General features: G+C 66.6%; 21 protein-coding genes. 7 read left to right on the top strand and 14 right to left on the bottom strand.

Features of this window, described 5'->3' with window-relative positions:
* Positions 1-15: 15 nt before the first annotated feature.
* The 5 genes from ACZ9YD_RS06075 (at position 16) to ACZ9YD_RS06055 (ending at position 3633) form a co-directional block, all read left to right on the top strand.
* Positions 16-438 (top strand): phage baseplate assembly protein V, encoded by a 423-nt coding sequence (locus tag ACZ9YD_RS06075; RefSeq protein ID WP_465074225.1) that lies wholly within the window; start codon positions 16-18, stop codon positions 436-438.
* Positions 438-737, top strand: a complete 300-nt coding sequence (locus ACZ9YD_RS06070) for a hypothetical protein (RefSeq protein WP_465074224.1) — start codon at positions 438-440, stop codon at positions 735-737. The genes ACZ9YD_RS06075 and ACZ9YD_RS06070 overlap by 1 nt, the downstream gene beginning before the upstream one ends.
* Positions 738-853: 116 nt before the next feature.
* A complete protein-coding gene (locus ACZ9YD_RS06065) occupies positions 854-2005 on the top strand; it encodes an SPFH domain-containing protein (protein ID WP_465074223.1) in 1152 nt (383 codons plus the stop codon).
* A 21-nt stretch (positions 2006-2026) separates the two neighbouring features.
* Positions 2027-3343, top strand: a complete 1317-nt coding sequence (locus ACZ9YD_RS06060; RefSeq protein ID WP_465074222.1) for a TFIIB-type zinc ribbon-containing protein — start codon at positions 2027-2029, stop codon at positions 3341-3343.
* Positions 3340-3633 carry a hypothetical protein gene (locus ACZ9YD_RS06055; RefSeq protein WP_465074221.1) on the top strand — a complete coding sequence of 98 codons (294 nt, stop codon included), beginning with the start codon at positions 3340-3342 and terminating at the stop codon, positions 3631-3633. Before ACZ9YD_RS06060 ends, ACZ9YD_RS06055 begins: the two co-directional genes overlap by 4 nt.
* A gap of 40 nt (positions 3634-3673) precedes the next feature.
* Here the strand turns inward: ACZ9YD_RS06055 and ACZ9YD_RS06050 are convergent, their stop codons facing one another.
* From ACZ9YD_RS06050 to ACZ9YD_RS06015, 8 genes are all read right to left on the bottom strand, one after another.
* Positions 3674-5242: a tryptophan halogenase family protein gene (locus ACZ9YD_RS06050; RefSeq protein ID WP_465074220.1), complete on the bottom strand. Its 1569-nt coding sequence runs from the start codon at positions 5240-5242 to the stop codon at positions 3674-3676.
* A gap of 20 nt (positions 5243-5262) precedes the next feature.
* A complete protein-coding gene (locus ACZ9YD_RS06045) occupies positions 5263-6273 on the bottom strand; it encodes a cupin-like domain-containing protein (RefSeq protein ID WP_465074219.1) in 1011 nt (336 codons plus the stop codon).
* Positions 6274-6277: 4 nt separating this feature from the next.
* Complete coding sequence (locus tag ACZ9YD_RS06040) at positions 6278-7033, bottom strand: SapC family protein (protein WP_465074218.1); 756 nt, start codon at positions 7031-7033, stop codon at positions 6278-6280.
* A 172-nt stretch (positions 7034-7205) separates the two neighbouring features.
* Positions 7206-10349 (bottom strand): TonB-dependent receptor, encoded by a 3144-nt coding sequence (locus tag ACZ9YD_RS06035; RefSeq protein ID WP_465074217.1) that lies wholly within the window; start codon positions 10347-10349, stop codon positions 7206-7208.
* A 711-nt stretch (positions 10350-11060) separates the two neighbouring features.
* Complete coding sequence (locus ACZ9YD_RS06030) at positions 11061-12014, bottom strand: D-2-hydroxyacid dehydrogenase family protein (protein ID WP_465074216.1); 954 nt, start codon at positions 12012-12014, stop codon at positions 11061-11063.
* Between the two features lie 43 nt (positions 12015-12057).
* Positions 12058-12933: an ABC transporter substrate-binding protein gene (locus ACZ9YD_RS06025; protein WP_465074215.1), complete on the bottom strand. Its 876-nt coding sequence runs from the start codon at positions 12931-12933 to the stop codon at positions 12058-12060.
* Positions 12934-13007: 74 nt separating this feature from the next.
* Positions 13008-14312 carry a PQQ-dependent sugar dehydrogenase gene (locus ACZ9YD_RS06020; RefSeq protein ID WP_465074214.1) on the bottom strand — a complete coding sequence of 435 codons (1305 nt, stop codon included), beginning with the start codon at positions 14310-14312 and terminating at the stop codon, positions 13008-13010.
* Positions 14313-14406: 94 nt separating this feature from the next.
* Positions 14407-15285 carry an acyltransferase gene (locus tag ACZ9YD_RS06015; protein WP_465074213.1) on the bottom strand — a complete coding sequence of 293 codons (879 nt, stop codon included), beginning with the start codon at positions 15283-15285 and terminating at the stop codon, positions 14407-14409.
* An 898-nt stretch (positions 15286-16183) separates the two neighbouring features.
* Here ACZ9YD_RS06015 and ACZ9YD_RS06010 point away from each other — a divergent pair.
* The gene (locus ACZ9YD_RS06010) at positions 16184-17095 is read left to right on the top strand and encodes a formate/nitrite transporter family protein (protein ID WP_465074212.1); all 912 of its coding nucleotides are present in this window, start codon (positions 16184-16186) and stop codon (positions 17093-17095) included.
* 47 nt (positions 17096-17142) lie between these two features.
* Here ACZ9YD_RS06010 and ACZ9YD_RS06005 read toward each other — a convergent pair whose 3' ends face one another.
* On the bottom strand, positions 17143-17343 hold the full coding sequence (locus ACZ9YD_RS06005; protein WP_465074211.1) for a hypothetical protein: 201 nt from the start codon (positions 17341-17343) through the stop codon (positions 17143-17145).
* 233 nt (positions 17344-17576) lie between these two features.
* Here ACZ9YD_RS06005 and ACZ9YD_RS06000 point away from each other — a divergent pair, with 233 nt between their 5' ends.
* Entirely contained in the window at positions 17577-18440 is an 864-nt protein-coding gene (locus tag ACZ9YD_RS06000) for a diguanylate cyclase domain-containing protein (RefSeq protein ID WP_465074210.1), read from the top strand.
* A gap of 150 nt (positions 18441-18590) precedes the next feature.
* On the opposite strand, the gene ACZ9YD_RS05995 is transcribed toward ACZ9YD_RS06000, so the two are convergent.
* The 5 genes from ACZ9YD_RS05995 to ACZ9YD_RS05975 form a co-directional block, all read right to left on the bottom strand.
* Positions 18591-18881 carry an I78 family peptidase inhibitor gene (locus ACZ9YD_RS05995; protein ID WP_465074209.1) on the bottom strand — a complete coding sequence of 97 codons (291 nt, stop codon included), beginning with the start codon at positions 18879-18881 and terminating at the stop codon, positions 18591-18593.
* Between the two features lie 108 nt (positions 18882-18989).
* Positions 18990-19598 carry a LysE family translocator gene (locus tag ACZ9YD_RS05990; RefSeq protein WP_465074208.1) on the bottom strand — a complete coding sequence of 203 codons (609 nt, stop codon included), beginning with the start codon at positions 19596-19598 and terminating at the stop codon, positions 18990-18992.
* Positions 19599-19725: 127 nt separating this feature from the next.
* Entirely contained in the window at positions 19726-20544 is an 819-nt protein-coding gene (locus tag ACZ9YD_RS05985; protein WP_465074207.1) for a DUF5694 domain-containing protein, read from the bottom strand.
* Positions 20545-20895: 351 nt separating this feature from the next.
* Complete coding sequence (locus ACZ9YD_RS05980) at positions 20896-21633, bottom strand: ABC transporter permease (RefSeq protein WP_465074206.1); 738 nt, start codon at positions 21631-21633, stop codon at positions 20896-20898.
* On the bottom strand, positions 21630-22547 hold the full coding sequence (locus ACZ9YD_RS05975; protein WP_465074205.1) for an ATP-binding cassette domain-containing protein: 918 nt from the start codon (positions 22545-22547) through the stop codon (positions 21630-21632). Before ACZ9YD_RS05975 ends, ACZ9YD_RS05980 begins: the two co-directional genes overlap by 4 nt.
* Between the last annotated feature and the right edge of the window lie 147 nt (positions 22548-22694).

Genomic DNA, 22694 nt, shown 5'->3' with positions numbered 1-22694 from the left:
CCACGGAGTTCGCCAGTGCACTACTACGGCAAGTATCGCGGCGTCGTTGTCGACAATCGGGATCCGAGCGGCCTGGCTCGGCTCAAGGTGTCGATGCCCGTCCTCGCCGGTACAACGCGCATGGATTGGGCGCTCCCGTGCCTGCCGCCTGGTGTGCCACCGCTGCTGCCTAAGATCGGCGACACGGTATGGATCGAGTTCGAAGCGGGCGACGTCAGTACGCCCATCTGGTGCGGTGTGTTCTGGACGGCGCAATCTCGTCCACCCCCAATGCCTGCCGCCGCGCCACCTTTGGACACATGGTCGGTCCGCACGTCCGAAGGCGCGATCATCGAAATCGGTCCAACCGGCATCGTGCTCGACAACGGCCAAGGCGCGCGCATGACGCTTGCCGGACCGGCGGTGTCCATCAACCGCGGCGCGCTGGAGATCGTCTGATGGGACAGCCGGTGCTCACATCCGCGGCCATTGTGATGTGCGTGCACGGTGCGCAGGCGGCCGTCTGGACCTCAGCCGCGCGCGTGCGGATTGCGGGCTCGCCTGTCCTGTGCACGGGCGACGCTGCCACCCTCGGCGCATGCCCGGCTCAACCGCCTTGCCTCGCGCTGCATCTGGCGGGCGCCAATCGCGTGTTCGCCTCCGGACGCGCGCTTGCTATCGGCGTGTCGCCGCTCCAACACCGCCCGACCTCACTGGGCCTGGTCGTCCATACCCAGGAACGGGTGCGCGTGACCTAGACGTCCCTCCCCGCGCAACGCATGACGACCAGCACTACCAACCCCTTACGGTCGCGACGCTATGATCCGCCGACATGGCGGGCATCGTGCCCGACCACGAACTGAAGGGAATTGCCATGGGTCTCGTACAGGCGGTGTCGGGTGCAGTCAGCGGCGTACTGGCCGACCAGTGGAAAGACTTCCTGACCGTGCCGACCGGCCTGCCATCGACGGCGGCGCTGTTCGCGGCGGTGCCGCAGGGCAAGAACGCCGGACGGGGGTCCAATACGCGCGGTTCGTCGAACATCATCAGCAACGGCTCGAAGATCGTCGTGCCCGAAGGCTACGGCCTGCTGCTGTTCCAGGACGGCGCGATCACCGGTTTCGTCGCCGAGCCGGGCGGCTACGAATGGCGCTCGGACGACCTCAACTCACAGTCGATCTTCGCCGGCGACGGCATCGTCAGCCCGTTGATCAAGCAGAGCTGGGAACGGTTCAAGTTCGGCGGCCAGCCGGGCGGCCAGCAGGCGGCGTTCTTCGTCTCGCTGAAGGAACTGCCGGACAACCGCTTCGGCACGCAGTCGGAGATCTACTGGGACGATGGCTTCCTCGGCACGCAGGTCGGCGCACTGACGCGCGGTTCCTACACGCTCAAGATCGTCGACCCGATCCTGTTCGTGAAGAATTTCGTGCCGGCGAGCTACCTCGCGCCGGGTCAGGTCTTCGACTTCACCGACATCGACAACGCGGCGGCCAGCCAGCTGTTCAACGAGGTCGTGAGCTCGCTCGCACCGGCCTTCAGCCTGTACACGAACGATCCGGGCAAGGGCAATCGCATCACGAAGCTGCAGCAGGATTCGCTGGGCTTCGCGCAGAGCCTGTCGGCAGCCGTCGAACAGGGTTACCAGTGGAAGTCCGACCGTGGCCTTGCCATCGTCAAGACCGCCATCGTCTCGATCGAGTACGACGCCAACACCCGCGAACTGCTCAAGACCGTGCAGCGCGCCGACGCCCTCGCCGGCTCGCGCGGCAATTCCAATCTGCAGGCAAGCGTCGCCCAGGGCATGCAGTCGGCCGGCGAGCACAGCGGCGCGGCGGGTCTCGTGGGTCTGGGCATGGCCTCGGGCATGGCCGGCGGCATCGGCAGCCTGCAGCAGCCGGCAACGCCTGCCGCGCCTGCCGCGGACGATCCGGTGGCGAAGCTCAAGAAGGCCAAGGAGATGCTCGACCTCGGCCTGATCACCCAGGACGACTACGACGCGCTCAAGGCCAAGGCGCTCGGCCTGTAAGCCGTCCGACGCACCTCGACCATGTCCGATACCAAGTTGCCGCCGCCGTTGCCGGTTCGCCCCGTCGACGGCCCGGGTTCGCCGCGTGACGTGCCGCCATTGCCGGGCACGTTGCCGGTCGATCCGGCCACGCTGCCCGGCCCGATCCGCGACGAGCTCGAAGCGCCCGATCCGCTGGCCATCGACACCTCCGCCGACGAATTGAAGGACGGCCTCAACCGCTGTCCGAAATGCGGCGCAACCGACATCCGCCAGCGCGTCGGCACCGACATCCTCGTGTGTCTGTACTGCCGCAACGAATGGAACGGCGAACGCGTGGAGGAAGCCTTCGGATTCGGTGAAGGCATTGCCGATCTCCGCGGCACCGTCATCGCGTCCGGCGCGCGCGACATCGAGGCCGATGCCGCCAGCCTGATGACCTTCAAGTGCGCCGGCTGCGGTGCGGAAGTGACGGTCAACACCGAAAGCACGATGACGGCGCGCTGCCACTGGTGCCGCCACGTGTTCGGTGTCAACGAGCAGATCGCCAACGGCGCGGTGCCCGATGCGGTGCTGCCGTTCCACATCCGCCAGGACGACGCCGTCGCGCGCATCCGCCAGTTCGTCGACAAGCGGCGGCTGTTCGCGCTCAAGGCGTTCAAGGACGAGTTCACGCCGGAGAACGTGGTCGGCGTCTACCTGCCCTACATGATCGTCGACGGCAGCGCGAGCGCGTCCGTCGCCGGCAAGGGCGAGATCAAGACGCGCGAGTACACACGCGGCACCCAGAACAACAAGCGCACCTATTACGACGCCGACGTCTACCAGGTCGAACGCCATGTCGAATTCACCGTCGACGACCTGCCGCTGGAATCGTCCACCGAGCGCGGCAATCTGGACGTCAACGTCAACACCAACAACATCATCAATACGATCCTGCCGTTCGACACCAAGAACGCGGTCAAGTGGAACGCGTCCTACCTCTCTGGTTTCACCTCCGAGAAGCGCAACAGCAACGTCCAGCATCTGCAGCCGCGGCTGGAAGACCAACTGCTGTCGATCGCCCGCGCGCAGGTCGAAGGTTCGACGCGTCGTTACGACCGCGGTGTGCGCTGGGAACAGGAACAACTCGACGTGCACGGCACGCGCTGGGCCTCGATGTACCTGCCGGTCTGGCTGTATTCGTATCACCAGCCGGGAAAGAGCGGTGGCCTGCTGCACTACATCGCGGTCAACGGCCGCACCGGCGAAACCATGGGCAGCGTGCCCGTCCAGCAGTGGAAACTGCTGCTCGCCGCGCTGACCGCCGGCACCTTCCTCGAGGGCATCGCGATCATGATTCTGGTGGGCATGTCATGAGCGACGACAGTGGTCTCTGGTTGCTGCTCGCCGGCCCCGCCGGCGCGACCGCGCTGTACTGGGCGCTGTACCGGTTCTATCGCAACACCGACAAATCGCACGCCTTCGAGCGCGAGACCAGCATCGACGCCAAGCCGGTGACCGGCAGCGACGCAAAGGTCGGCAACATCACAGGCACGCAGGCGACGCGCATCCAGGGCGACAACGTGGGTGCGTACCGCGCGCGGGTGCAGCGTGTGGCAAGCGGAGATGGTGCGACACCGGACGCGGACCACGATCGCCCGGTCTGAGCCGTCCCTGGCGAGGCTGACGTGGTGACCGCGACGCTGCTCAGCGAGTGTGCGCCGTGTGCGCACTCGCGGCGTTCGACGATTGCGCCGCGTTGCGCGCGCCCCAGACCTCTGGACCCGCTTTGCAGTAGCGCTCGATGAAAGCCTGTTGCGCAGGCATCTGCGACACGCCTCGCGCGATCGGCTCACGGATGCCGCGCAGCAGTTGCCGCAGATCCCCGTCGTCCAGAGCCCGCGTCAGCGGATGATGCTGGCGCGGCTCGATGCCCTGCCCCAGCAGTACATGCGTCCAGGAGTCGACCCGGAACAGTTCATCCGCGCCCTGCCAGGCATGCGCGCGGTCACGCCAGGCACGCAGACGGAGCTCGAGCGACGGTGGCAGCTCCATCGCGCGGCAAGCGGCCCACATGGGTTCGTCGCGCCGCGTCGCGTGGTAGTGCAGCACGATGAAGTCGCGCACGTGTTCCATCTCCGCGCGGCTGACGTCGTTGAAGAGCTCGACCAGCGCAGGCGAGATGCCGTCGAACGGAAACAGCTGGATCAGCCGCACGACGGCGCTGATGGTCAGATGCAGGCTGGTCGATTCCAACGGCTCGATGAAACCGCTGGCCAATCCCAGCGACACGACGTTGCCGTTCCAGGCCTTGCGGCGACGGCCGGTGCGGAACGGCACCAGCCAGGGATCCTTCAGCGGCGGCGCGCCGACATCGCGCAGCAACTTCGCGTGGGCTTCGTCATCGGACATGTAACGGCTGGAGAACACCAGGCCGCAACCCACGCGATGCTGTAGCGGAATATGCCAGCGCCAGCCCGCCTCGTGTGCGATGGCACGCGTGTACGGCACTGGTGGGGCCACCGGTTCGGTCTGTACGGCGACCGCGCGATCGCTCGGCAACCAGTGGCTCCAGTCCTCATAGCCGGTCTGCAGCGTCTGCTCGATAAGCAGCCCGCGGAACCCGCTGCAATCGATGAACAGGTCGCCTTCGATCCGCTGCCCGTCCTCCAGCACCACCGCTTCAACATCGCCGCTGTGCGCGTGACGCGTGACCTCGCGGATCTTGCCCTCCACACGACTCAGACCGTTGCGTTCGGCAATCCGACGCAGGAATTTCGCATACAGGCCGGCGTCGAGGTGGTAGGCGTAATTGACCGGCGGGTCGGTCGCCAGCGAGAACCGATCGCCCTGTGACGCGACGGTTTCGAGGCAGAAATCGCCGAGTTCCGACTGCATGCCGCGACGCCGGCTCTCCAGCCAGAAATGATGGAAACCGGCCGCCAGCGTGCCCTGGCCGGTGAACCCGAAGGGATGGATGTAGCGATCGCCGGGCCGGCGCCAGTGCTCGAACGAGATCGACAGCTTGAACGTGCCGGCCACAGCGCGCAGGAATTCCTGCTCGTCGATCTGCAGGAACCGGTGGAAGCTGCGGATCGGCGGCACGGTCGATTCCCCCACGCCGACGGTGCCGATCTGTTCCGATTCCACCAGCGTGATCTGGAGGCGCTCGCGGAACTGGTGCGCCAACGCGCACGCGGCCAACCAGCCCGCGGTGCCGCCGCCTGCGATCACCACCCTGCGGATCCGATCCGGTGTCGACTGCGCCGTGTCCATGTCTTCTGCGTCCTGGCCGCTCACCGGTTCAGCCAACCGATCAACATCGCGCGGATGCGACGCGCCCGCGTGTCGTCGATGGGTCCGAGCACATCGCGCGCCTGCTCCGGCACATGCGCGCCCGCGCGCGCCTTCGGACCGAACACGTAGTAATCGAACACATGCGACCAGGCTTGCTTGTCACGTTCGGGCAGATCACGCACAGCCCACAGCGCGTGGTAAAGCGCCGAGAACGGCGACGGCAGGAACGCCGGCGCATTGCGCCACCAGTAATTCACCAGCACGTTGAACGGCGCGAGGCTACGCACGTGGTGCCACCACATGCCGGGAATGAAGATGGCGTCGCCCGGCTCCAGCAATGCGGTCTGAGCGGTTGCCAGCGCATCGCGGAATCGCGGATAGCGGGCGTCATCGGGTCGGTCGAAATCGACCAGACTGACCGCTTGACCGCCCGGCGTCGGTTCCAACGGGCCCGGATAGAGATTGCCGATCTGGTCGGGCGGAAACACGGTGAATTCGCGTCGGCCCACGGCGCAGACCGCCAGGTTGTCGGGCGCATCGTAGTGGCAGGACGCGACGACGCGATTGCCGATCCAGATGCTGGGCGGCGCCTGTATCCCGTGATCGGCAAGCCGCAGATCGTTGTCCCGGCCGAACCCCGGCAACGCGCCTGCCACCGGCAGCGACGCGACGTAATAGGTCGGGGGCTGCGCGTCGTCGAGGTGTTGCGCGATCGCATTGAGCACGTCGCCCAGTGCGCCACGCCGGACCTCGAAATTCAGATTGCTGCAATCGTCGGTGTAGAACGGGCGCCCGCCGATGCCGGGCGCGCCGTACGAGTACGGCACCGGGCGCCCTGCGTCGAAGCCACGCAGGTACGACATCGCCGAGGCGGGGGATACCAGCCCGGCCCGCACCAGATCCCAGTCGCGCGCGACGCCCTTGAGCAGCGCTGGCTGGCCTTCGGTCAGCAGCGTCTCCAGCGGCAACGTGCCCGCCGAGCACTCCATCACGCGCATCGGCGCGGCCATCGGATCAGCGCCCGTTGCCGGACATCGCCGCGTCCTGCTCGCGCAGGCGGCGCTGTTTCTCGGCCATCAGCCGGCGCACGTTGTGCAGGGAAGCCAGCACCAGATACGCGCCTTCGAGATAGCCCGCGCGGCTCAGGCGTTCAAGCGCAACACCGTCCAGCGCTGCAAGCCGATCGCGATCGATGCCGTGCAAGCCACTGACATCGACCCGATGGCGATCATCCAGGTCCACGGCCAGCGTGACCGGCTGGATCAGGTCCAGCGCGTCGAAGGCCGCGAACATGTCCGCGCCGAACGCACTGCCGTCGCGGATGCCGCGCAGGATGCCCGCGACGTGATCGAGATAGGGACTGTTGCCGCCCTGTGGCAGGAAGACCGGCTCGCCGTGGGTCTCGCTGACGCGCGGGTGGTCGAGGTCGACGTGGATCACCGGTTCCTGCCGGAGTTCGCCGTCGATGCGTTGCTCCTGGAACCCGATGAGGAACGGACCTTTCGCCGCGGCGCCGGGCAGGTAGGCAGCGTTCCAGCGGTCGTCGCGCAGGAACAGGTTTTCGCGTTGCTCGAATCCCAGCAGCGCCACCGAGCCCCACTGCCCGGCCTCGTCCTTGCGAAAGAAAATCGGGTACTCGCGCTGCAACTCGGCGTACTCGCTGGGGAACGCCGGCACCATGCCGATGTCGTCGCCGAAGCGCGGGCCGAATCCGGTCGCGACACGCAAATCCCGGTGCGCGACATTGTTGAGCAGTTCGTAGCGGGGCATCGCCTCTCCAGGGTGGAGCGCCGGCGCACAGTTGGGTGACTGCCGGGCAAGATACTACGGGTCGGACGGAAGGACCTGTCCTTGCAGACCGGACCTCCGTGGGCCGATCGACAGAGGCCGCTGCACCTGCAGCGGCCCTGCCGCGCAACACCCGGGGGAGGTATCGTCAGGATCAGAACTTGTAGCGCGCGCCGAGCATGTAGCGCGGGCTCTGGTCGGCGAGTTTCATGATCTGCTGATCGGTGCGGGCGTGCCAGCGCACGTCCTCACCGGTGAGGTTGATCGCCTCCAGGCCGAACGACCAGTGATCGTTGAGCGCGTAGTTCACGCTCAGATCCCACTGGTCGTACGCTTCCACGTAATAGGGATTCCGGCTGGTGCCCTGGTTGGCGAGAATCAGATATTCGTCGCGCCAGTTCCAGGCCAGACGCACCGACCAGCCATACTTCTCGTACATGAACATGACATTGGCCGTGTCGCTCAGGCCCGTCAGCGAGAACTGGTCGATCCCCGGATCGCCGCCGTTGTCGTAACCGACATCGCCTTGGACGACCGTGTAATTCGCCAGGAGACCGAGTCCGCTCTGACCGAAGAAGTACTGCCCGCCCAGTTCCCAGCCGTGCAGTTTGGCCTCGTTCTGGTTGATCGGCCGGTTCACGTTGAACTGGTACAGCGGATCGTTGGCCTGCCCGTAGAGGTCATAGGCCGCTTCCGCCGCCAGCGCCTGTGCGCCGGTGCCATCGAACGCGCCGAGGCCGCCCGGATCATTGCGCAACAGCGCCAGTGCCGTGAACAGCGACGTATCGTTTCCCGAACACGCGGCGGCGTTGGCAGGCCCGACCTGCGCCCGGCACCCCGCGCTCTGCAGGAAGGCCAGCGCAGCCTGGGCATCGGGACCCGACGTGGGATCGGTCAGTCCGTACAGCGGCTCCTGGGTCACGGTGTTACCGACGAAATTGCCGACCGACTTGTTCCAATACGTCACGGACACATAGCTGGCGTCGGCGAAATACCATTCGAGTGCCAGGTCGAAGTTGTCTGATTCAAGCGGCTTGAGACTCGGATTCTGCGCGTTGCCGCTGGCGCGGCTGGACGGGTCCAGCAGCACGGAGCCGAACGGTCGCTCCGCACCCGGTCCGGCATACAGATTGCCGTAGGGCACGCGCGCGATGCTCTTGCCGAACGACGCGCGGCCTTTCAGCTGCTCGGTGAAGTCGATGCTGAAATCCAGATTCGGCAGAAGATAGCTGTAGCTCGAACGCTCGCTGAAAGGCTCCAGCTCATCGGACAGCACGATGCGGAAGTCATTGTTCGACTGCCACTCGATCGCTTCAGGAATCGCGATCACCGACGTCGAGATGACGTCCGTGGTCTCGTAGCGCATGCCGATCCGGGTATTGGTGCGCATGCCACCGAGTTCCCCGTCCAGCGAGACCTGCAGGTAAGCCGAGTTGGTCTTCTCCTCGACCCGGTTGTCGGCCGCGTACTGCGGGCTGACCCCCAGGCCCACGCCGTACTGCCCAGCAGCCCACTGGGCCAGCGCGCCGGCATCACCGCGCCATCCCGGCCAGCTGTTGACGCTGTAATCATCGAACAGGCCCGCCACATTGACAGGCTGCAGGAAGTCCATCAGCCCGCCTGCCACGTCGGCGTCGACATTGGCCACGCTCCAGTCGCCCAGGGTCGAATAGGCCTCGGCAGCCTGCAGGCGATGGGTGGTGGACTTGTTGCTGTCCACGCCGAACTGGAAGCGTCCCGCATCGAAGCTCCACTCACCGTCGACGCGTGCCTGCTTGATCTCGCTGATCTGCGTTTGCGCATTGATGCGCAGGACCTGCGAGCCGATCTCTCCGGCAACGAAGCCCGGATTCACCACACCGTTGGTGCCCGCGACCGCATCAGCGGCCGTGGGGTACCAGGTCTGGGTACCGACTGGCAGGCTGTTGTTGAAGAACAGTTCCTGCACCCACGAGCCGCCGCAGTGCGGACCGGTGGTGCAGTTGTTGGTGCCGGCAATGCTCGAGAAGATCGAACCACCGCCGGTCAGCGGATCGTTGGGCTTGCTCTCCGTCTTGGAGTTGTGCGCGTCGAAGCTCAGGCGCAGATCGCTGCTCACGTCCCAGACCGCGTTGAGGCCCAGCGAGCCGAGCTTGTACTTCTGCATGCTGCGCTGCTGTTCGAGGCCGAAATCCTTGGTGCCGGCGATCTCCCGGATGTAGACCGGCGTGGCCACCGCACCGGAGGTATCGAACTCGACATTGGTGTAGTCGCTGTTCTGCAACCACATGGCGCGCTCGCCGCGGTTTTCGGTGATCTCGTTCGTCGAATAGGTGTAATCCAGCGTCAGCGTCAGCGCATCGGTCGGCGCGAACTGCACGACCGCCTGGCCGTTGATGCGCTCGCGCTCGAACTCGGAGAAGGCATAGCGCAGATCGTTGGGCCGCGCGTAGAGCTCGCCAATCGCCGGCGCATTGACCACCACCGGATCACCCGGGAGCGTGCCCGTCCACGGCTGCACGTTCCAGTAGTTCTCGGTGGCCTGCACCGAACCGCCCTTGCGCTTCTGGTAGCTGGCGCTCAGACCCACGCCGAAGGTCTTGTCGGGATTGGTGAAACTGAAGATGCCGGACAGTTCCGGCGTCAGGTCGTTCTCGAAGATCTGGCTGCGATCGGACACCACCTTGGCGCCGGCGCTGGCGACGATGCCCGTGTGATTGAACGGCCGGTCGGTGAGGATGTTGATCGTCGCGCCGATGCCGCCGCTGGGCACATGCGCCTGACTGGTCTTGTAGACCTCGATCCCGCTGATGGACTCCGCCGCGAGCTGCGCGAAATTGAATGCGCGCGTGCCACCGTCCACACCACCGATCGCGACCTGTCCCGCCGCGCCGAAAGCATCGGCGCCGGGCACCTGACGCCCGTTGAGCGTGACCATGTTGAACTGCGGTCCGAAGCCGCGGGCGGTGACCTGCGCGCCTTCACCGTCACGACGTTCGATCGAGATGCCGGTGACGCGTTGCAGCGACTCGGCGAGATTGGTGTCCGGGAACTTGCCGATGTCCTCGGCACTGATCGCATCCACCACGCCGGCGGCGTCGCGCTTGGTTTCCATCGCCTGGTTGAGGCTGCCGCGAATGCCTGTGACGACCACCGAGTCGAGCGTCGTGGGGTCCGGGGCGGCGGCGGGGCGCGCCTCGGCGCTTTGCGTCGTGGGCTGCGGCGACGGATCCTGCGCGAACGCAGGATTGATGATGAGAACACCCCCCACGAAGGTGAACATCGCAGTCGATTTGAAGCGGTTGAATTTCAGGTTCATTGGCCAGTCCTCTGCACCGAGATACCAACGTCCGCGAGCAGGTTGCCCACGGCACGTGCCTCACTACCACCCCGTCGCACCTGACACGGGTGCGGAGCAACAAACGCACCCACTTGTCCTTCGAGCGCTCTCTGGAATCCAACGAATCATCGTGTCGTCAGCTGGCGATGCGTCCGCTCGGCAGCGTGTGTGTCCCGTGCATCGCCACCGGCTTGTGAAGTGCCCCACGCGGCATCGCGCCGCGGCAGGCACACCGCTCGCGGTGCACGTCATCCCTGGATCTCGTCTGTTACGACAGCGCTGTCTGATAGCGCTACCACCCTGGACGCAGATCTATACCGATGCGGGGGCGTTGTCACCGTGCACTGCAGCATCCAGGGAGATCGACCGGGCCGTTCGCTCGGGAGCGGATCGAAGCGACGACGCCCGCTCGAGCGCTGAAAATGAAAGGCGCTGGCGCGCCGATCGCTATACGTGTACGGGCGACGCAGCCGGCGTTTTTCGACAACATCCGCGCAGGCGAAGCGTGCGGCACGTACGCCAGTTCGGGTTCCGGACAACGCGGCCAAACAGTGCGGATGACCGCAAGCGGACGCTGCGCGCAAACCATGCCGAAGCGGAAGGCTTTACGACGAAGCCTCGCAATGCGGGGCTTCCTGCTTGCCAGCGTCAGCGTAGCGCGCCTGGCCGACACGTATCCCGCTGGCCGGATCAGCTGCGGGCCGAGACGAACGCCAGCAGATTGCGGAATGCACTGGAGAAATACAGTTCGTAACTCTTCTGCTCGACGTAACCCAGATGCGGGGTCGCGATCACGGCATCGTTATGCAGCAGCGGCGAGGTCGCCGGCAAAGGCTCCTGCTCGAACACGTCCAGCGCGAAGAGGCCCGGTCGGCCGGTCTGCAGCGCGCGCTCGATTGCACCGGCTTCGATGAGTTCCGCGCGACTTGTGTTGACCAGCAACGCGGTCGGTTTCATGCGCGCAAGATCATCGCCGGTGACGATGCCGCGTGTCGCGTCATCGAGGCGCAGGTGCAGCGACAGCACATCGGTCCGTTCGAAAAATGCCTCACGCGATTCGGCCACGGCGTAGCCGTCCGCAGACGCCCGTTGACGGCTGCCGTCCCGACCCCACACCAGCACCTGCATGCCGAACGCCTGGCCAAAGCCGGCAACGCGCCGGCCAATATTGCCGTAGCCCCAGATCCCGAGCACATCGCCGCGCAGTGACCGCCCGATACAGTCGCTTCCGGGCTGCGTCGCGCTCGATTGCCACACGCCGGCCTGCAGTTGCGCGACGTACTGCGGCACGCGGCGATAGGCCGCCATCACCAGCGCCCATGTCAGTTCGCTAGGTGCCGTCGGATCGCCCTCGCCCTCCAGCACGGTGACGCCGCGCGCGGCGGCCGCGGCGAGATCGATGTGCCGACCGGCCTTTCCGGTCTGCGAGATGACTTTCAGTGCCGGCAATCGCGTCAGCAGTGCTGCGTCGATGCGCGTGCGCTCGCGGATCAGTACCAGTGCTTCAAAACCGACCAGCGCGTCCGCCAGCGCATCGCCGTCCAGCGCCTGCTTGAACACGGTGACATCGTGGCCATCGAGCAGCCGGAAGCAATCGAGCCCGCGCGCGGCATTCTGGTAGTCGTCGAGGATCGCGATTTTCATGCGCCCGCCTTTGCGATTCCCGCGGACATGGCAGGCCTGCGACTCATGCGTACAGCGCCGCGTAACCGGCGCGATCGACCTGGCTCAGTCCCAGTCGGTCGAACTGATCCCACATGCCGTGCCAGCGTGCGGCATCGCGCTGCATCGGGCCGACGAGACGCGGACAGGTGTCGGCGATGATCGCGTCCATCAGCGCGGTGGGTTCGGTCCCGCTGTAGGCGTACCAGAGCGCAGCGGCCTGCGCGGGATCGTCGCGGCACAGCGTCGCGCCCTGCCCGATCAGGCGTGTCACCGTCGCCGCCACGTCGGCATGCTCGGCCAGAAACGCCTGCGCGGTGAAGAGTTCCAGCGCCGAGAAGTTGTGCAGGCCCACGTCGTGCGTGGCGATGAAGTGCGTATCCAGACCTTCGAGCCGCGCTTCGACACCTTCGAAGTTGGCGAAGCACAGCCACGCACCATCGAAGCCCGCGCGCAGGTTGGCGAGATGTTCGAAGCCGGCGCTCTCGATCACCACCTGCGACGCATCGAATGCCGCGCCCTGCTGCACACACCAGCGCGACAGGATTTCCACCGCGATCGCATCCGTCACGCCGCCGGCGACCGGGGACGCCAGCCGCAACATGCCGCCTTCGAGCAGGCGCTGGCCCGCCGCACGCTGCAGCAGGATGCCGCCATCGGTTTCGAAGAAGCAGCCGAGCGCCCTGAGGCCCGGCCGGTCCGCATCGATCATGTGCAGCGGTTCGTTGCATGCGAACGCGACATCGCCGCTGACCGTCGCCGCCAGTCCGTCGTAATGGTCATCGGGCACCAGCAGTTCGAGTTCGAGGCCCGCCTCGCGATACCAGCCCAGCTGGATGCCCGCGATCAGCGGCAGATGGTCGGGATTGAGGAACCACTCGAGGGACAGCTGGAGCTTCATCGTGACGACCCGGTTGGATGCAGGGCGCACAGACTAGTCGACGGCGCGCGCACTGGCACCACGATGGCGCGCCCTCAGTCGTCCTTCGCGAACCGGATCACCAGACCCGCGCGATCGTCGGTCGCCCAGATCGCGCCGTCGCTGGCGATTGCGAGTCCAACGGGTGAGCCCTGCGGACGCACGCCGCGCTTGAGTCCCCATCCGGGCGTCAGAAGAACCGACGTGGCCGCGGGGCCGGCGCCATAGGCGCGCATGCCCTGGCCGTAGACCGGAAACCGCGGATTGGCATCGACCGCCGGCACGCCGCGTGCATCGACCGAGAAGCTCGCGATGCGGCCGCCGACGGAACGATGTCCGTGCCAGGTCATCAGCAGACGATTCTGCAGCGCCGGGAACATCGCGCCCTCGTACCAGAGCATGTCCAATGGCGCGGCGTGCGGCGGCAACAACAGTGCGGGCGCGGTATGGGCGTCGGAACGGCACCAGTCGGCCTTGTCGCGCCACGCGGGCGTGGCCTGCGCGATGTCGGCGCAGTAGGGCCAGCCGTAATGACGGCCGGCTTCGATCACGTTGAGTTCTTCGAACGGCGACCAGCGGCTGTCGAAGTCATAGCTGTTCTCGGCCTGCAGCACGGTACCGGACGCATGCACCGCAAGCGCCAGCGAGTTACGCAGTCCGCGCGCCAAGACGGTGTAGTCGGATGACCAGCGGCCGTCGCCCTCGTAGCGATACCGGCGCAGGCTCGCGGCATCTTCAGCGCCTTCGCTCTGCGCGCACAGGCCGGCGTCCGTTCGCGCTTCGGCGCCCGTGCACTGGTCGCTCGGCGCGCCGACGTTGACCAGCAGGTCGCCGCCGGGGAGAAACACGAACTTCGACAGCGGATGACGATGGTCGTGCAGGCGGTTGTCCGGCAGGCCGCCGACCACTTCTTGTACGGTGTCGCCGGGCGTCGCCGCGTCCGGGTCGAAGCGGACGATGCGGCTCATCTCGCCGACATACACGCCTCCGTCCGGACCACGCGCGATCGCGTGCGGCAGGTGCAGGCCGTCGAGCGCGACCGCGAGATCGACGGCGCCATCGGCACCTGTGTGCACCCGCCACACCGCACCGCGGGTACCGTCCCATGCCCCCAGATCAGTGACCAGCCATGTCTGTGCGTCGAGCTGCAGCAGCGAGCGCGGCAGGCGCACTGTGCGCGTCGGATCCTCCGTTGTCGGCCCGAGCACCCGCCCCGCACACATGCCGGGCATCGTCTCGATGGCCAAGCGTGGATAGCCACCACACGCATCGCCCTCTACGGCGTGGCGCTCGCGCGCAGCGCACACCAGCACAGGCAGACAGCACAGCAACAGCAGCACGCAGATGCGCAGGCTTTGCATCACATCGACTCTCGGCATCGTGGAACCGCGCATTGTGGGCCAGCAGACAGATGCACGCGGACGCTTCGTGCGCCCATGCAGCGGCGGTGCCCCGCTAGCGTTCCAGGATCTGCGCGAGCGCGTCGTCCTTGTCCTGCCACAGCGCATTGATCCACTGCTGGAACCGGGCGCGCTTGGCGCGATCCTCGGCGCCGCCGCTTTGCAGGATGTCGTGGGGCATCGGGCGTTGCTGCACGACGACGTGGACCGCGGGGACGCGTGCCGCCAGCAGGTCGACCAGCGTCGGGCGTCCGCCGGGATAGGCGATCGTCACGTCGATGATGCCGTGCAGCGCGTCGCCCATCGCATCGAGCACGTACGCCACACCGCCCGCCTTGGGCTTGAGCAGGTGCCGGTACGGCGAGTCCTGGCGCGCATGTTTCTCTGCAGTGAAACGCGTGCCTTCGACGAAGTTCATCACCGAGACCGGAATGTCGCGGAACTTCTCGCAGGCCCGTCGCGTAGCCTGCATGTCGCGGCGCCCCAGCTCAGGATTACGCGCGATCTGCGCCCGGGTGTGGCGGCCCATGAACGGGAAATCCAGCGCCCACCACGCCAGGCCCAGCAGCGGCACCCAGAACAGCTGCCGCTTCAGGAAAAACCGCATCAGCGGAATGCGCCGGTTGAACACTTTCTGCAGCACGACGATATCGACCCAGCTCTGGTGGTTGGCCAGCACCAGATAGTGCCCATCGACCTGCAGCCCCTCCAGCCCGGTGACCTCGAAACGCGCGTGGCTGTAGCGGTCGACGAGCCAGGTATTGACCGCGATCCAGCGTTCGGTGAGCCCGGTGAGGGCCGAGTTGCATGCCAGACGCAGGCGCGCGGACGGCATCAGCGCCTTGACGAGTGCGGCCACGAGCAGCAGCGGCACATGCACGATGGTGTTGGCCACGACGGCCAGAAAGATCAATACAACGCGGAGCGATGTCATCAGGCGCGGAGTTCGGCAGAGAGGGCGAAAGAGTGCGAAAGGTACCAGTGGAGGGCGCCGACGACCATGCGGCGCGCACGCGACTGCAGCAACGGACCCGGCGCACGCGGGCGGTGACAAGGCCAGCCACCCGCTGTCGCGCGGATGCGAACGCCGCGAACGCGCCCGCCGCCCGCGCCAGGCGTTGGGAAGCGTCCTGACCTCACCCTGCGCCACCGGCCGACCCGCACTGAGCCTGAGCCGCCAGCGCGCTCGCCGTCCACCCCTCGGGCGCGTCCTCGCAGTCGCTGTCGATGACGGCCTGCCGGGACGGCATCGGTTCCACGTCACGCCCGATCGGGGCGAGGATGCCCGGCAGCACGCGCGCAGGCCGCCATCACCAGCGCCGGCGCCTGCCCATCCTGGGCAGCTGTCTGCCCACTGCCATCGTGGGCCTGGCCATTGACCTACTGCCTGCTGTTCGGCGCCCTGATCTCGCCGGTTGATCGGATTTCAATCCTGCTCGCGCGCCTGCTGACCATCGGCGCTCCGGTGCGGCTTACGAGCGGGCTCTTCCGCCTGTCTGCCAGCACCGGGCGCGTGCTGACTCGGGCCGGCCTGCGCGGCCGCATCGGGGTGGCGCTGGCGCCCTCGTTGCCGCGCCGCCCGCGACACCGTGCTGGCGCTCGCCTACGGTGTGGTCGTGTTCTCCGTTCTCGTGCACGGGCTGACCGTGGCCCGCGTCGCACGCAGCGTGCGCGACCTGACGCGCGAGGCGTAGCCGCCACTGCAGACCACACGCTCGCGCCTGCGGGGCTCGATCAACCCGAACGATCCACCGCTCGCGTTCACCGCTTGCCCTGCCCGCGTCGCGCAAGCTGCCGGTACCGCGCCGCACCGACGCTTCGAGACCGCCCCCATGCCCCGCGACACACAGCGTGACGCCGACGCGCAGGCCGATCCCCCGGTGGAAGACGAGACAGACGCAGACGTCCGGGACACGCTCAAGGAAACCTCGGGCAGCGGCTTCGCCTTGTCTGGCGACGAGCACGAAAAAGTCGAAGAACAGAGCCCGCCGCGTGCGGCCGTGCTGCACGAGATCATCCGGCGCAACGGCCAGGCAGAACTCAAGCGCGGCGTGGCGGCGCTGGCCTGGTCGGCGCTGGCCGCCGGACTGACCATGGGCTTCTCATTCCTGGCGCGCGCCGTGCTGCACCGCTACCTGGAGGACGTGCCGGCGAGTCATCTGATCGACGGCTTCGGTTACACCTTTGGCTTCATCGCCGTGATCATCGCCCGCCAGCAGCTGTTCACCGAGAACACGCTCACGGTCGTGCTGCCAGTCATGACGGCACCGAGCTGGCAGCAGTTCGGACGCCTGCTGCGGCTGTGGGGCGTTGTGCTGGTCGGCAACCTGGTAGGGGTCACGCTGTTCGCGCTCGGCCTGTTGAAGCTGCACCAGTTCGATGCCGCGACGCACGCCTCGTTTCTCGAGATCGGCCGTGAGTTGATGGGCAATACGCCGCTCGAAATGTTCACCAAGGGCGTGCTGGCCGGCTGGATCATCGCGATGATGGTCTGGATGATGGCCGCCACCGAGCAGTCCCGGCTGCTGATCATCATTCTGTGTACCTGGTTGATCGCGATCTGCGGCTTCACCCACATCATCGTCGGCTCGGCCGAGGCGATGTACATGGTGTTTGCCGGCGAAACCGCATTCGCCGATGCCGTGCTGCGGTTCGGCCTGCCGACGCTGGCCGGCAACGTGGTCGGTGGCAGCCTGATCTTCGCGCTGATCAGTCACGCGCAGGTGCGCAGCGATGTCGAGTGACGTCGCACGGGTTCGCGATCACGTCTCGACACGAACCCGCCGGGCGATCAGCCGTAGAAATCCACGCCGATGATCTTGCAGACCTCTTCCTCGTTGTAGCCGTGGAAGCGGCGGCCGCGCGTGGTGTGCGTGCGCGCGAACAGCTTGCCGTTGGCATCGGTCCGCTCGCGCTTCTCGGTCAGCAGCCACTTGGCGTAATCGTGTGTCAGGTTCCGCTCCCGGGTCGGGTCGCGCTTCAATCGGGCCATCGTCTGCATCCTCGGTTCTGATCCGCGGGCGTCCTGGCAGGCGCGCGCGGCGCACAGGATACGCGGCTGGCGCGCGCGCGGCGCCGGTCGCGGTGGCATGTGACAGCGCAATCGAGCGCGCGACCCGGAGCGGGATCGCATCCGCACGCTTCGAGACGCTTCGATCCATCCATCGCCGCACGCACTCTGGCACTCTGGGCGCCGTTGCGTTCCAGACCCGTCGCCCGCCCTGCATGACCCCGAACCTGCCGCTGCCCGCCGAGATCCTGGACCTGCTGCCCGATGCGGTCTGCGTGGTCGATCCGGCCGGACGCTACCTGTTCGTGAGCGCGGGCTTCGAGCGGATCCTCGGCTACCGTCCAGCGGATGTGCTCGGGCGTCAGGCCTTCGAGTTCATCCATCCCGACGATCGCGACGACACCATGCAGCAGGCCACCCAGGTGATGGCCGGCGAGTTCCAGCGCCATTTCCGCAACCGCTACCTGCACCGGGACGGTCATGCAGTGGACATGCAGTGGTCGGCCAACTGGCATCCCACGCATGGCGTGCGGATCGGCGTGGGGCGCGAGGTCACCGAGTTGCGGCGTGTGGAGCGTGAGCTGGAACATCTCGCTGGTCACGACGCACTGACCGGATTGCCCAACCGGTACCGGTTGCACCAGACGCTGGACCGTGCGCTGGCGCAGGCCGGCGCATCCGGTGACGGTCTCGCCCTGCTCTACATCGACCTCGACGGTTTCAAGACGGTCAACGACATCGGCGGACACGATGCGGGCGATCGCCTGCTGCAGGATGTCGCGGCCCGCCTGACGGCATCATTGCGACATGGCGACGTGGCCGCGCGCGTCGGCGGCGACGAGTTCGTGATCCTGCTGCCGGGATGTCGCGATGCCAGCGTCGCACGCCAGGTCGCCGACACCCTGCGCGCGCAGTTGCGACTGGTGTACCGCCTGGCGGATCGCGCGTTCCAGCTCGATGCGAGTCTGGGCATCGCCTGCTTCCCCGCCGACGGCAGCGACGCAGCGAGCCTGCTCGGCCATGCCGACCGCGAGATGTATGCCGTCAAACGCCGCGCAACGCGCGACACCGCGGCCTGATTCCGGGCACCCCGCGCCTGCCCGTCATCGACGCCGGCGTCTGGTGCCAGACGTCTGTTGTCAGCCTCAGCGCCCGGGCATCCGTTCCCCACCTCGCGGCACGAGGCGGGCACTCGTCCCGCATCGCGCGGTGTCCGTCGCTCGTGACCCTCAGCAGCAGTACATGCGTCGGATCGTGTTGTCGCGGTCCAGTTCCAGCGTCATCCGGTCCAAACGCGTATCGCGACCGACGATCGGCTCGGGCCGGCGCGGCCGGATCAGGCCGGCGCGACTGTCCCGCCAGACGCGACCGGTCACCGCCGAGGTCGCGACCTGGCCGACTGCCCACTGCACGGGCTCGGCGTGACTGGCGCCCGACACCGCGGCGCGTGCGTGCGGCCCACCCGGCACGGGTTGCCAGGCGGCGCAGGCAGACGGCCTGCAGGCCAGGAACGAGCGCATCGAAACGCGAACGGCTGGTACACGACGCGACCTCCGGAAGGGAATACGTCGCGCGCGCACGTCAGACGAACGCGTTCCGCGAACGCAGGCAACGCCGACAGCTGCCTTCTATACGAACGCCGCGTAGAAGAACCAGCCGGCCACGCCGACCATGCCCAAGGCCAGTGCACGCCGGACCGGTTGCACCCGGTCGGGCCGGGTCAGCACGGTCCGCAGACGTCCGGCGCCGAGCACCAGCCCCAGATGCACCAGGGTCGCAACGCCCACGCTGATCAGGCCCAACAGCATGATCTCGCGCAACGGGGCGTCCGGTCCGGACAGGAAGCGCGGCACCACCGTGAGAAAGAACAGCGCCGCCTTGGCATTGAGCAGATTGATGGCCACACCCGCCCACAGGTCGCGATGCGATGCGTAGCCTGCCACGCGTGCCGACGACGCATCAGCCGAGGCCTGCCAGCCACGCCAGGCCAGCCACAGCATCATCAGGCCCGCGCCCACGCCGACCCACGTACCGACCCCGGGGAACTTCAGAAGCAGGGCGCTGAGGCCCAGACTCGACAGCGCTGCATTGAGCATCAGGCCAATGGCCACGCCCGCTGTCGCAATCAGCCCAGCGCGCCGTCCTTCGGCCAACGTCAGCGAGACCAGCCAGGCCATGTTGGGGCCGGGCGTGATCTCCACCAGCAACACTGCAAGCGCAAAGCCGAGCCAGTCCAAGGTCCGTCCCCCGTGTGTCCAGCGGACACACCGGGCACGAGACTAAACGGTTCCGGACCAACGCACCTCTGCGCGATCCATGTCAGTCCGGCGCGCTGCGTCGGTGACGGCCCCTCGTGATGCGCCGTCAGGGCGACAGATAGCCGGTGACGTCTTCCGCATCACGCTGCCCGTCGATCGCCAGCAGGTCCTTGAGGATCGCGGTGTGTCCGGCGCCGGCGATCACCAGCACGCGATGACCGGGCGCCGCGGCTTTCTGCACGTTGGCGTACATGCGGAAGTTGCGATGCCACCAGCTCGCGGATGCATCTGCGCCGACGAAACCGCCGCCCGCATCGACGGCATTGGTGACGATGTAGAGATCCTTGTTCTCGCGATCGCGTTCGGGATCGTTGGTCAACCGCAGCAGTTCGTGCAACGGCAGCGTGGTCTGCTCGCGGGTCGTGCGCGCCGAGAGTGCTTCGAATACCGCGTCCATTGCGGCTTTCTGCGCCGGCGCGTGCGCGCCGACGTACTCGAACAAGGGTTCGCCGTTCCAGTGCACGTTGCCTTCATCAAAACACGTCACGCCCTCGAGCCCCGCCGCTTTCGCCACGCGGAACCCGATCTGCTGGGTCTCGTCGACAGTCAACGCCGCCGTCCCGTCGCGCCAGGCGGCATACGCGGCGTCCTGCTTCGCCTGCGCTGACGGCTCGCACTCCACCAGCACATCGGTCGGACGGAACGCGGCGATTCGCGTCGCCAGACCCGCCAAATACGCCTGGTTGGCGTCGGTCGTGACGTCGACCACTTCCGACTTGACCACGTCCAGACCGGGATTCTCGAAGTGGAACACGCCCAGCATCATCACCTGCGCCGGTTCGGACACGGTTTCTGCTGCGCGGGCGTCGGTGAACAATGCAGCTGTGATGAACAGGAGCGCGGCGTAAGGCAGTCGGTATGACATCGGGGCAGCTCCGTTGGCGGCTCCAGCCTGGCTGCACCGTGCAGTCAGGTCCGGCAAGGCTCCAACGTACGGCGCGCGCCCGGAATGCGCACATGCCGGAAGTCGCGGGATCCAAGGACATGGGACCACGCCGCCACTTCGCATGATCGATCGCATCTGGCGCCGCTGGACAGGTTCGACGTGTCGTGGATGGTGAATCCCCGATCCGTCGACGCAGACCTAATCAGGAGCGCGTGCATCCTCACCCGATGCGCTGTGCGCATCGACCTCTCCCGGAGGGAGAAATGGCTGGTCTGCGTGGCGACGACGCAATCGGTGATTCCGAGCAGAAGTTCGAACGGATTCAGTCCGTCAGACGATTTCTCTCCGTCGCAACTGGCGAAGACCCAGATGCAGCGCTATCACACCCATCACCGGCGACAGCAGGACCGCAAGCCGCTGTGCCTCGACGGTCTGCGCGGAGATCGACACCATCGGGTAACTCCACGGCACCCACACCCAGAGCCGGGTCGAGGCCAGCTCCATGCCGACGAACGTGGCGATCAGGGCGATCGACAATGGCGGCACAAGCGTGCGGAAATGCCAGCTCAGTCCGTGCTGGATCGCCAGCGTCGACAGCGCCGCCACCGGTGGGGCCCACAGCACGCGCCATGAGCGCAGGTCGAACGCGCCGGTCAGGTCGTAACCGGACAGCCCCAGCACCCAGAGCGCGAGCACGATCGACACGAGCAGGATCACGTGTGCACACAGCATCAGCGCGATCGCGAGCAGCGCCTTGGCGATGTAGAGCGCGTCCGCGCTGATCGGCAGGCTGAGCATGAGCCGCCACGTCTGGTTGCGATGGTCGTTGCCGTTGATGAGGCTCGTGGTCAGTGCGACGAACAAAGGCAGCATGAAGTATGCCCAGATCGAAACGACATCCGACCAGAACCGTGCCATGTCGGCGCCGGTCATCTCCGGCGGGTCCCATGCCCGCAGCGTCATCAGGCACATGAAACCCACGATCGCCAGCGGACACACCAGCGTCATCACGATTACCAGCGAACGCTTGATCTTCAACAGCTCGATCAGAAACAGCTGGCCGATCATGACGCGTCTCCTTCCGCGAACGCGCTCTCGAGAAACCACTGCTCCAGGCTGGGTTTGCGCTGCACGGATTCGAACAGCGTCACACCGGCATCCATGAGCGTCCGATGGATTGCGCCGGCGTCGGCGCGCGTGACAGCGGGGATCGTGACGCGCCCTGCCCCGTCCACCGCGGCCGCATGACCGCCGGCCTGCAAAACACGTGCTGCGCGTTCAGGGGTATCGACATCCAGCGACAACACGTTCGGCAAGGCCTGCGTGAGGTCGCGGATGGATGCCTGCAGGCGCACTGCACCTTGACGCAGCACCGCCATGTGGGTGGCCGTCTTCTCCACCTCGTCCAGCAGATGGCTCGAGAAGAAGATCGTGCACCCGGCCTGCTCGGGCAGTGTCGATAGCAGATATCGGATGTCCTGCATGCCGTCGGGATCGAGTCCGTTGGTCGGTTCATCGAGGACCAGCAGGCGCGGCTTGCCGACCAGCGCGAACGCGAGCGCGAGTCGCTGTTTCATACCGAGCGAGAAGTGCTCGATGCGCTGGCGCCGATCGGCCTGCAGGCCGGCCAGCTCCAGCACGCGATCAATCTCGCTGCCCGGCAGCTGCTTGACCCGTGTCGCGATCGACAGGAACTCGCGGGCAGTGAGATTCGGGTACGCGCTCGGCGCTTCGATCAGGCACCCCATTTCGGCGAGCGCCTGTTGTCGCTCGACGCGGATATCGCGGCCCAGCACCTGCACACTGCCCGCATCCGCATTGGCGAGACCGGCGATCAGCCGGATCGTCGTCGACTTGCCGTGACCGTTGTTGCCCAGAAACGCGAACACGCTGCGCTCGGGCACCTGCAGATCGAGGTGCCGCAACACATGGTGCTGACCGAAGAACTTGTCGACTGCACGCAGCTCGATCGCAAGATTCATGAATGCATTTCCTTCCGTGGAGATAACCGATCAGACGCCTCAGCCGACGCGAGGCAACAGATCAGACAGCCGATGCAACGTTTGGTTCATCGCTCGAGTGCGGCGTCCTTTTCGCACGGACACGCTCGCACCATGGCGCCATCGCCT

The organism is Luteimonas sp. AC640a (assembly GCF_979256585.1).
Note: the sequence above shows the minus strand (reverse complement) of the source record. Positions and strands in the feature narration are given on the sequence as shown.

Coding starts and splice junctions, on each gene's coding strand:
- ACZ9YD_RS06025 (WP_465074215.1), bottom strand. CDS start 12,933: ATGAAGCTCCAGCTGTCCCTCGAGTGGTTCCTCAATCCCGACCATCTG.
- ACZ9YD_RS06055 (WP_465074221.1), top strand. CDS start 3,340: ATGAGCGACGACAGTGGTCTCTGGTTGCTGCTCGCCGGCCCCGCCGGC.
- ACZ9YD_RS06050 (WP_465074220.1), bottom strand. CDS start 5,242: ATGGACACGGCGCAGTCGACACCGGATCGGATCCGCAGGGTGGTGATC.
- ACZ9YD_RS05985 (WP_465074207.1), bottom strand. CDS start 20,544: ATGTCATACCGACTGCCTTACGCCGCGCTCCTGTTCATCACAGCTGCA.
- ACZ9YD_RS05980 (WP_465074206.1), bottom strand. CDS start 21,633: ATGATCGGCCAGCTGTTTCTGATCGAGCTGTTGAAGATCAAGCGTTCG.
- ACZ9YD_RS06065 (WP_465074223.1), top strand. CDS start 854: ATGGGTCTCGTACAGGCGGTGTCGGGTGCAGTCAGCGGCGTACTGGCC.
- ACZ9YD_RS06005 (WP_465074211.1), bottom strand. CDS start 17,343: ATGGCCCGATTGAAGCGCGACCCGACCCGGGAGCGGAACCTGACACAC.
- ACZ9YD_RS06020 (WP_465074214.1), bottom strand. CDS start 14,312: ATGCAAAGCCTGCGCATCTGCGTGCTGCTGTTGCTGTGCTGTCTGCCT.
- ACZ9YD_RS06035 (WP_465074217.1), bottom strand. CDS start 10,349: ATGAACCTGAAATTCAACCGCTTCAAATCGACTGCGATGTTCACCTTC.
- ACZ9YD_RS06000 (WP_465074210.1), top strand. CDS start 17,577: ATGACCCCGAACCTGCCGCTGCCCGCCGAGATCCTGGACCTGCTGCCC.
- ACZ9YD_RS05975 (WP_465074205.1), bottom strand. CDS start 22,547: ATGAATCTTGCGATCGAGCTGCGTGCAGTCGACAAGTTCTTCGGTCAG.
- ACZ9YD_RS06030 (WP_465074216.1), bottom strand. CDS start 12,014: ATGAAAATCGCGATCCTCGACGACTACCAGAATGCCGCGCGCGGGCTC.
- ACZ9YD_RS06010 (WP_465074212.1), top strand. CDS start 16,184: ATGCCCCGCGACACACAGCGTGACGCCGACGCGCAGGCCGATCCCCCG.
- ACZ9YD_RS05995 (WP_465074209.1), bottom strand. CDS start 18,881: ATGCGCTCGTTCCTGGCCTGCAGGCCGTCTGCCTGCGCCGCCTGGCAA.
- ACZ9YD_RS06070 (WP_465074224.1), top strand. CDS start 438: ATGGGACAGCCGGTGCTCACATCCGCGGCCATTGTGATGTGCGTGCAC.
- ACZ9YD_RS06045 (WP_465074219.1), bottom strand. CDS start 6,273: ATGGCCGCGCCGATGCGCGTGATGGAGTGCTCGGCGGGCACGTTGCCG.
- ACZ9YD_RS06015 (WP_465074213.1), bottom strand. CDS start 15,285: ATGACATCGCTCCGCGTTGTATTGATCTTTCTGGCCGTCGTGGCCAAC.
- ACZ9YD_RS06060 (WP_465074222.1), top strand. CDS start 2,027: ATGTCCGATACCAAGTTGCCGCCGCCGTTGCCGGTTCGCCCCGTCGAC.
- ACZ9YD_RS06040 (WP_465074218.1), bottom strand. CDS start 7,033: ATGCCCCGCTACGAACTGCTCAACAATGTCGCGCACCGGGATTTGCGT.